A 9,988-nucleotide genomic window follows, 5' to 3' on the forward strand; every position below is an offset into this window, starting at 1 on the left:
TTTTGACCTTTGAATATTTCCATTTTTCCTATGTTTTATAAGACTTTAAAGATATGAAATTAAATACCTACCTCAAAAGCTTGAAAAAGAAAAAGCAACAAGAAACAGTTTAGATGTACTTCAGCTTAACATTGAAAAAAAAATTAATGAAATGGCAGCAGTACAACCTGATGTTTTATTAGCAAAGCTTAAAGACGCCCTTAATGGTAGGGTTCAAGTACACTCTGAAACAATTACAATTTTGAAAATTTTGGATATGTATATTGAATACTTTAGAAAAAAAGTAGAGGGTAAGGAAAGATCCATGGCCTCACTTCAAAAATACGAGAGATCCAAAGAATTACTACTTACGTTTATTAATAAACACTATGGGCAGACAGATATGGAATGTATTTTAATTAACAGTGCATTCGTATACAATTTGGAATCATTTCTAAAATATAATACAAATTTTAAAGGAAAAATAGGGATTAAAAACAACTCCGTGGTAAAGTACATGAGAATGTACAAAACAGCCGCAAATTACAGTGTTAAAATGGGCGTCCTCATTAAAAACCCCTATAGTATTTACGATGGTAAGTTAACCGTTAAAAATGCAGTATATCTTGCTAAGGAAGAATTAAAGACAATAGAAGATAAAAAAATTAGTATCAAGCGTCTTGAAAGAGTAAAAGATATATTTCTTTTTTGTTGCTATACCGGATATGCTCCCATAGACGCTTCAAATCTGACTTCAAACAATTTAGTGACTGATTGTAATGGCAATCTTTGGATTCAAACCAATAGAACAAAAACAGCAATTCGCGCCAATGTGCCTGTGCTCCCCTCCTGTGCTGAAGATAATTAACAAATATAAAAATCAACAAATTGGATTGATTCCTAAAATATCCAATCAAAAAATGAATGTTTACTTGAAGGAAATTGGAGTGTTATGCGGAATTGATAAAAACCTAACGTGGTATGTAGCCAGACACACCTTCGCTACTACTGTGACATTAGGCAATGGTGTGAAGATTGAAAATGTTTCAGCAATGATGGGCCATACTAATATTATGCAAACACAGCATTATGCTAAGGTATTAGATGCAAATGTAATGGAAGACATGTTTAAATTAATGAAGAAATATAAAAACATATAAGGCAATCATGCCGTGAATAAAAACATTATTTACCGAAAACACGAAATGAGTTAAAAATATCTGCCGAAAAGTTTGCAGAGATGTTCGCTTTGTCCTGGAATAAGGTGTTCATTTACTATTAAACCTTGAACCTGAATCTTTAAATCTTTGAACTTCAAAAAAACCAAATATTTTGATTATTATTGCCCATCCAATTACAGATCAGTATAAAGAATGAGAAAAATAAAAATATTCATCAGTAGCGTACAAGTCGAAATGGCAAAAGAGCGTTGGGCTTTACACGAATATTTATTATCCGACCCATTGTTGGGGAAATTTTTCGAACCTTTCTTATTTGAACTGTTACCTGCAAGCGACCAGAATGCGGCAAATGTCTATCTGAGAGAAGTGGAACTATGTGATATTTATTTAGGAATTTTAGGCAATGATTATGGTTTTGAGGATGATGCAGGAATTTCTCCCACTGAAAGAGAATTTGATCATGCCACTTTACACCACAAAACCCGTCTTGTTTTTCTAACATCAAATAGCGCATCTGACAGACGCCCAAAACAAAATGTTTTTATCAATAAAGTTCAATCTGGTTTAGTCCGAAAACGCTTTAGTTCTGTCGAAGATTTAAAAGCTTCTGTTTATGCTGCTTTGGTCAAATATTTAGAAGAAAAGGAAATCATTCGAACAGGTCCTTTCGACGCTTCTTTGCATCCAAAAGCTACTTTGCAGGACATCGATACAGAAAAAGTTGCAGCCTTTGTTCGTTTAGCAAAATCAAAAAGAGGTTTTCCTTTACCGGAAACCGCTTCTGTTGAAGTGGTTTTAACCCACTTAAATCTCTCTCAAGAAAACAGGGTGACCAATGCTGCTCTGCTTTTGTTCGGGAAAAACCCACAACGGTTTTTCATAAATGCAGAAGTTCGTTGCGCTTATTTCCAGGGCAACATCGTAGAAAAACCAATCCCTTCTTACAAAGTGTTTCAAGGCGATGTTTTTGAATTGGTGAATCAGGCAGAAGACTTCATTTTGTCCAAATTAGATTATTCAGTAGGTACTCGGTCTAAGAATACAGAGATTCCGGGACAATACGAGATTCCAAGAGAAGCCATTGCTGAAGCTTTAGTAAATGCCATTGCACATCGTGATTACACTTCAAATGGCAGTGTTCAGGTGATGATGTTCAGGGATCGTCTGGAAATATGGAATCCTGGTTTATTACCTATGGGCTGGACCACCGAAAAACTAAAAATTCTGCATAGTTCAATTCCTTTCAATCCACTGTTGGCTCATCCCATGTATTTGGCAGGTTACATCGAACGCTTGGGAACAGGTACTGCAGATATCATTAGACTGAGTAAAGAAGCCGGACTCCAAGAACCCGTATTTCTTCAAGACGAAGATTTTAAAACCATACTCTACAGAAAAACTACCGAAGAAGCAACCGAACAAGGAGATTCTAAGTTGGGAGATAAGTTGGGAGATAAGTTGGGAGATAAGTTGGGAGATACTTCCATGAAAATAATTGTGGCTATCAAAAATGACAAAGAAATTAGTATTGCCCAATTGGCTTCACAATTAGCAATAAGCACTACCGCAGTCGAAAATCAATTGGCAAAATTAAAGAAAAAAGGAATCCTATTGCGCCACGGTACCAAGGGTGGTTATTGGGAAATTAGTAAGGAAAGTAAAGAGTAATCGAAGTATTTTTTCTCCAAATACATATACCCCCTAAAAAACAATAAACACCAACATATGAAATACTATTTTTGCTGATAATTCCAAAAAAGTGAACATGGATAACGATGATTTGGACAATTTTATAGACCAATTGAAACCATTAATTGCGCAAATGCAACAGTTGCAAGAACAAGCATATAGTATCTATAAACCGCAAGTGGACGATCTTATTAAAACACAAACAAAAGACAAAAACACCATTGAGCGACTTTTAGACTATCTACTCGATTATTGTGGCAACGAAAAAGTATTAACACTTTTTAAAAAATTATGTCGTTATTATTGGGACATCAACCCAAGAGCAACTGCCGATTACATCCAAGCTTACAGAGAAATATGGGAAGATGACCTTCCGATTTCTAAAGTGGGTGAATAATTTTTCTAAAAAACAGATTATTATTTCAAAAGCTATTCATAAAAACCAAGAAATTAAAAAATCAGTATCTCGGGAACCGACTGGTTTTTAATACATCCAGAAGAAATAAATGAAAGAAACTAATTGATTTCTTGGAAACAAAAACAGATATTCAAAATACACATAGGAAATGAAACCCAATCAAAAAAATATTTTTCTTCCGATGAAATGAAAAATTGGGTTCCTGACAACCAAAATTTAAATACTTTTTTGGAAGAAATATAAATAAAAACCTAACTTGCAACCTTCCTAAACACTTGTGCACAGTACGGTAACTTAAAAACAAAACTATGAGCGGAGGTGCTTTTGATTACAAACAGTACAATATTCGTGAAATACACGAAACGATACAAAGTGAACTTGAAAGAATGGGAAATCCTAAACCAAAAGAGGAGCTTTGGAATGATAAAGCATATTATGATAAACACCCAGAAGAATTAAATTGGCCTATTGAAAGTGATGCTGTTGTGAATGCTTATAAGACTGCTATTGATTTACTCAAAAAAGCTGAAGTTTATACTCAAAGAATTGATTGGTATATTTCTGGTGATGATGGTGAAGAAAGTTTTTTACGTAGATTAAAAGAGGATTTAGAAGCGCTTTCCTAGTATTGTGTATAACTAGTACCTGGCTACCTTGACACCTAACCTTGACACTTCTAATAGCAATATGGATACCTCCTTTAATATTGCTACCATGACACCTAACCATGACACCTCAATCCTTAACCATCACTATTAATAAAATACCTAAAAGAGAAAATAAAGGATAATAATTCAACATATAATTTCTTATTCTAAGATACATCAGTGGATTAAATTACACAAAAAAGTATAATTAAAACCAACTTGAAACTATAAAAAGTTAAATCATATTATTGAACAATAATCAATGGATATCCCATCATTGCCATTAAATAAAATCGAACTATTCAAATCTGTTTTTATGGGCAGAGAAGATGTATTTGCAGTTCGCTGGGAAAAGGGAGATAAAAGCGGCTATATGCCAGCATACTTCTATGATCCATATAGATATCGGGCACATAAAATGAGTGGTGGCACTTTTCAAAATTACACAGATAAAGAATATTTGTCTATTACTGACAAAGAAATTGAAAAACACCTACATGGGGAACAACTAGTCGGAATTTACCCTTTACTAAAAGACAATACTTCGTGGTTTATCGTCGCTGACTTTGATAAAGAAAACTGGGCCGAAGATTGTAAACGATTTATAAATGCTTGTAAAGAAAAAGGAATTCCATCCCACTTGGAACGCTCACGTTCAGGTAAAGGTGGACATGTTTGGATTTTTTTTGAACAACCTTATCCGGCAATTAAAAGCAGAAAGATTTTTATTTCGATTTTAGAGCAAGCAGGAATTTTTTCTTTGTTTGACAAGAGTTCCAGTTTTGATAGGCTGTTTCCTAATCAAGATTTTCTTTCCGGAAAAGGATTTGGAAACTTAATCGCACTTCCGTTTTATAAAAAAACATTGGAACAAGGAAATAGTTGTTTTATTGAAATTGATAATTTGCAACCATTTTCCGATCAATGGGATTATATTAAAAACATCCAAAGAATATCAACAACAGCACTCGATAAACTTTACCAAATTTATATTGTACCACAAAACATTGCTATTCCAACTTTACCACAATCTAACAATGGAAAGCTGACTATAACATTAAACAATGTTGTGAAAATTAATCGAAACGCAATATCTACCGCATTAATTAATTTTCTAAAAGAAGAATTAAATTTTCTGAATACCGAATTTTTAATAAAAAAGAAAATGGGTAAAAATACTTTTGGAACCGAACGTTATTTCAAGTTTGTTGAAGAAACTGAAAATGCTATAATTATTCCAAGAGGTTTTGTTGGAAAAATAATTCGCTTTTGTAGAGAAAATAAAATCGAATACGATTTTAATGATGAAAGAAAAAAACTAAATGAAGTTTCTTTTTTATTTAACGCACAACTGCGAGAACACCAGCAAATAGTGATTGATACTACCGGTAAGAAAGATTTAGGAGTAATTGTAGCTCCACCTGGCTCTGGAAAAACGATTGTAGGACTAAAAATTATTGCCGAGAAAAGACAACCTGCCTTAATTATTACGCATCGCAAACAAATTGCGGAACAATGGATAGAAAGAATTGAAACCTTTCTAGGAATACCAAAAAATGATATTGGAAAAATCGGGCAAGGCAAAACTAAAATAGGAAAGCAAATAACAGTTGCCATGATTCAGAGTTTATCAAAAGAACTTGAAAAACCGGATGCGGAAAAACTTTTAAATGCCTTTGGGACTATTATTGTAGATGAGTGCCACCATATTCCTGCTGAAACATTCAGAAATACAATTACAAAATTGCAAACCTTTTATTTGTATGGATTGACTGCAACTCCATTTAGAAAATACAATGATAGTAAACTTATCTTTATTCATTTAGGTGAAGTGATCGCTGAAATAAAATCAGATGAAATAAGCACGTCTAAAGGCCAAAAATTATTATTAGAAACACTGACCTTGATGTACCATTCAATTCAAAGACAGATAAATTTGAAACTTTATCAAAAATTCTAGTTCACGATTCTACTCGAAACAAGGCAATTCTTCAAGATATAAATAATGAATTGAAGTCAGACAAGAAAATCGTTATTATAACCGAACGCAAAGAACACATTGACTCTCTTTATCAATATTTAAAGCAGTCTTACGAAGCAATTACTTTAAGTGCAGAAGATTCTGAAAGTGCCAAAAACTCAAAATGGAAATTACTAAAGGAAGGAAATTATCAAGTACTAATCACCACTGGACAATTCTTTGGTGAAGGAACTGATTTGCAAAACGCCAATTGTCTGTTTCTTGTTTATCCATTTTCTTTTGAAGGCAAATTGATTCAATACATCGGTAGAGTTCAACGATCGGAAATAGCTCCAACTATTTATGATTATCGGGACATCAGGATTGATTACTTAAACAAAATGTTTCTGAAGAGAAATGCCTTTTACAGAAAAATAGATAAACTAGCCACCTTATTTGATGAACCTGAAGAGGAAATTACTGTTTCAAAAAACACTTTCATTATTGATCAGAAAATAAAGATTGCATTTGAAAAACTTGAATTTCGATACGGAAGCATTGCTTTCAAATACAATGTGCCTGAAATGAAAACAGAACTTGAATTTGATATTGAGAATCACGAAATCAGACCAGAATTTGAGGTTTTGAAAGCTTATTTCTCCAAGACACTCAAAATAAAAAATATTGCCGCTACTATTCAAGCTGAATTTGAAGATGGTAAACTAATTTCTCAATTGGCATTATCCAACGACCTAAAAAAGATCCGTAGAGAATTGATTGAAGGAGTCAAATTTAAATTTATAACGAAGACCTTCTTGGGCAAAGCAAATGCAGTTAGCCAAGAAAATTTGCTTGATATTAACCAATTACAAAATGAAAATAATTACAAGCTATATGATTCTGGAGACGAATTATTAAATGATTTTTTACAGAATAAAAACTACAAACACCATAAGCACTTACAATATTTGGCCGACCGTCACGAAAGGACTATTCTTAAAATTCGATTTGTCCTTAATCCATTTTCATTTGTTTTTCTTTTAGCCGGAAAAGAAGGATTTCACATTATTTTAGAAACCCTGAACACAGAAGAAGCTACGTACATTTGGCATTTTGATAATGACAAGCGAACACTTCCTGACAAATTAAAACAGGTTGACTATTACCTTAACATCATTAGAAACAATGGGAGACAAACATTTATAGAAAACCTACCAGCGAATTTCAGTCGCATACTTCACGACTATTCAGATGAAAGAAAAGGATTTACAATTTGGAAAGATTTGATCGAAGAAAGACTTCCGTAAAAATCAATACAAATAATAAAATCAAACCATAAATAGAATAATACATACAACTTAAATTATAATCGTTTGTGTTCACAAAAAAATACTGTTCTCGTTTCCGTGAACATTTAAAAAAAGTGAACAGAGAAATTTCGTGCAATTTTTCAAACAATAGAATAAAATCATATTTTCGTATTATTAAATATGACTATCCGTAATGCGGACTAAAATCATTTCGAATACAATTTTCGTCGTTTGTACATTTATAAAGCATAAATATTAGCCCACAGATTGTACAGATTATACCGATTTACACGGATTTTTTTACTTGGTGAATCAAACTGTTATTTAAATCTGTGCAAAATCCGTTCAATCCGTGTTATCTGTGTGCCATATTTTATCCTTTGGAACATATTGCGGAGTGTCATATTATTAAATGAGTATTACGGAAATTCGCTATAAACACAGTTGAAACATATGAAAGAAAAAGTAAACATAGCAACTATTTTTCCAAAACACTTATTTTGGGATATGGACCATAGTAAGCTAAACCTTTCCAGAGATAAGGATATTATAATTCCAAGAGCTTTGTTCGCTACTACCACAGAAACTTTTGTTACTGATATCGAAAAGTTAGAACAATTCTACTCCAAATCAGATATTCTAAAGCATCTAAAAAACACTAAAGAACGTATTAGTAATAAAGTATGTGAGCTTGTCGCCAAAAGATATGACGTTAAAACTTTTGCACGCTTCAAATTATAATGGAAAATATTCTCTAAAAACCATGTTTTAGTGGAAAATAAAATCCATTTATTTATCTTAGAGTACCACTAATGGAAAATAATATGAAAATTCAATACTGTTCAGATCTCCACTTAGAATTTTTAGACAACCGAGAATGGATTCTATCTAATCCTATCATCCCCAAAGGAAACATTCTAATTTTGGCGGGAGACATTGTGCTTTTTAAAGAAATACACCAACATCAAAAATTCTTTGATTATGTATCCGAACATTTTGAGCATACGTTTTGGATTCCTGGTAATCACGAATATTATAATTCGGATATTTCCAAAAGAAGTGGTTCTTTTGAGGAAAAAATCAGAGACAATGTAACTTTACTGAACAATACGGTAAAAACCATGAATGGAGTAAGATTAGTATTTTCAACTTTATGGTCACACATCTCAGCTGAAAAACAATTTATCATAGAACAAAGTCTTTCTGATTTCAGAGTAATTCGAAAAAATGAAAAAAGACTAACTGTCCAAGATTATAACCAACTCCATCTGGAAAGCAGATTGTTTTTGGAAGAAACATTCCAAACTAAAACAAATAATCCAACTATTGCTGTAACCCACCACCCTCCTACTTTTATCAATTATCCTGAGAAATATGCCCATAGTAACATAAATGAAGCTTTTGGAACAGAAATGTCATCAGTTATAGAAAATAATGAAATCGATTATTGGATCTATGGTCATCATCATTGTAATGTAGAAGATTTTAACATTGGAAAAACAAAATTAATTACCAATCAATTGGGATATATAAAATACAACGAGAATGAAAAATTTAATAAGAGTTGCGTGATTTCAATATAAACAACTAAACACCAACACAGTAAACCTATAGTATCACAATAAACTAATCAAGTTTATTATCCGTTTTTCAGTTTATTAGAGGGTTATCAAAAAAATATAAATAGCATTTTTAACCATACAGTAAAGTTTAAATAAATCACTATTAGCGGCGGTCATCGCCGTTAATAGTGATCATTTCTATTTAATCCAAGACGTTGAGCTTTAAAACGGAAACATATCTCTTCGAGGTCTTATGGGCTTGAAGTTTTTTTCTAAAACTTTACATACAATCAAATTTAATTTTCTAAAATTACATATCCCAATCTATGATATCTTTCCTGTCCAAACTATTTGTCAAAGAAAATTCAAAAGAAATCAACGCTCCGATTAATTCCTTAGCCCCAGCTCTTCGAGGTCTCCCGACCCCGGATTCATCTAGTAATACTTCCCTTATTATTTTGTTTTAAACAAGAAACAAAAACATAAGTGTTTGTTATTTAAAACATAAAAGCTATTTTTGTTTAGAATAACAAACATTTTAAAAGAAATGGCAACAAAAAAGCAGACTGTTTTCCCAAAGTATGACAAGATATTGGAGCAAATGGGAGAAAACATAAAAATGGCCCGTAAAAGAAGAAAACTCACTATGATACAGGTAGCCGAGAGAGCCGACATTTCAAGATCCACATTACACCTAATCGAGTTAGGGAACACAAGTGTAGCAATGGGTGCCTATTTCAATGTACTTAGAGTATTAGGCCTTCAGGACGATTTCCTAAAACTGGCTTCAGACGATGAACTCGGAAGAAAACTCCAGGATCTCGAACTTCTTAAATAGTAGTAAGACGTCAGTTCGAATGTCCCGATGTAATCGGGATGTATCGAGAATCTTCTAATAATCTAACCATCTAAAATGGCTCAAAACAAAACCGACATATACGTTTACGCACATTGGCAAGGAATGGCTGAACCCAAAATCATTGGCATCCTGTCTGCACAACAAGCTAAAGGTAAAAAAACATTCAGCTTTGAATACAATAGAAATTGGATAAAATCGGAACAAAAGTTCCTGTTAGATCCGGACATTCAATTATATGGTGGACCACAATACCCAAACCAAAAAGAAAACTTCGGAATATTTCTGGACAGTATGCCCGACACTTGGCTATCGTGTGGACACAAATATAGATTATTTTTGCGGTTATGAATATAAGCAGAGAGTTTCAAAAGTTATCAGATAAG

Annotated in this window: 11 protein-coding genes; all 11 read left to right on the forward strand. The window is 32.8% G+C overall.

Annotated elements, in window-relative coordinates; all coding sequences use genetic code 11:
- Nucleotides 1–151 precede the first annotated feature (151 nt).
- The 11 genes from FNW38_RS17610 to FNW38_RS16835 all read left to right on the forward strand — a co-directional run bounded on the left by FNW38_RS17610 (nt 152) and on the right by FNW38_RS16835 (nt 9,953).
- Nucleotides 152–847 (forward strand): phage integrase SAM-like domain-containing protein, encoded by a 696-nt coding sequence (locus tag FNW38_RS17610; RefSeq protein WP_218043723.1) that lies wholly within the window; start codon nt 152–154, stop codon nt 845–847.
- Complete coding sequence (locus FNW38_RS17615) at nt 831–1,139, forward strand: tyrosine-type recombinase/integrase (RefSeq protein ID WP_235890229.1); 309 nt, start codon at nt 831–833, stop codon at nt 1,137–1,139. Before FNW38_RS17610 ends, FNW38_RS17615 begins: the two co-directional genes overlap by 17 nt.
- Nucleotides 1,140–1,352: 213 nt before the next feature.
- Entirely contained in the window at nt 1,353–2,828 is a 1,476-nt protein-coding gene (locus tag FNW38_RS16800; protein WP_143388101.1) for a DUF4062 domain-containing protein, read from the forward strand.
- Nucleotides 2,829–2,925: 97 nt separating this feature from the next.
- The gene (locus FNW38_RS16805) at nt 2,926–3,246 is read left to right on the forward strand and encodes a hypothetical protein (protein ID WP_143388102.1); all 321 of its coding nucleotides are present in this window, start codon (nt 2,926–2,928) and stop codon (nt 3,244–3,246) included.
- 329 nt (nt 3,247–3,575) lie between these two features.
- Complete coding sequence (locus tag FNW38_RS16810; protein ID WP_144065089.1) at nt 3,576–3,893, forward strand: hypothetical protein; 318 nt, start codon at nt 3,576–3,578, stop codon at nt 3,891–3,893.
- Nucleotides 3,894–4,230: 337 nt separating this feature from the next.
- Nucleotides 4,231–5,874, forward strand: a complete 1,644-nt coding sequence (locus FNW38_RS17840) for a TOTE conflict system archaeo-eukaryotic primase domain-containing protein (protein ID WP_235891391.1) — start codon at nt 4,231–4,233, stop codon at nt 5,872–5,874.
- Between the two features lie 50 nt (nt 5,875–5,924).
- Nucleotides 5,925–7,181, forward strand: coding sequence for a DEAD/DEAH box helicase (locus FNW38_RS17845; protein WP_235890231.1), 1,257 nt, complete (start codon nt 5,925–5,927; stop codon nt 7,179–7,181).
- A gap of 456 nt (nt 7,182–7,637) precedes the next feature.
- Complete coding sequence (locus FNW38_RS16820) at nt 7,638–7,925, forward strand: DUF6922 domain-containing protein (RefSeq protein ID WP_144065090.1); 288 nt, start codon at nt 7,638–7,640, stop codon at nt 7,923–7,925.
- A gap of 83 nt (nt 7,926–8,008) precedes the next feature.
- A complete protein-coding gene (locus FNW38_RS16825; protein WP_144065091.1) occupies nt 8,009–8,767 on the forward strand; it encodes a metallophosphoesterase in 759 nt (252 codons plus the stop codon).
- Nucleotides 8,768–9,293: 526 nt separating this feature from the next.
- Nucleotides 9,294–9,584 (forward strand): helix-turn-helix domain-containing protein, encoded by a 291-nt coding sequence (locus FNW38_RS16830; protein ID WP_126462714.1) that lies wholly within the window; start codon nt 9,294–9,296, stop codon nt 9,582–9,584.
- Between the two features lie 75 nt (nt 9,585–9,659).
- Nucleotides 9,660–9,953, forward strand: coding sequence for a hypothetical protein (locus FNW38_RS16835; protein ID WP_235890232.1), 294 nt, complete (start codon nt 9,660–9,662; stop codon nt 9,951–9,953).
- The last annotated feature ends 35 nt before the right edge of the window (nt 9,954–9,988 follow it).

The sequence above is a fragment of the Flavobacterium gawalongense genome, from assembly GCF_007097265.1.
Taxonomy (GTDB): Bacteria; Bacteroidota; Bacteroidia; order Flavobacteriales; family Flavobacteriaceae; genus Flavobacterium; species Flavobacterium gawalongense.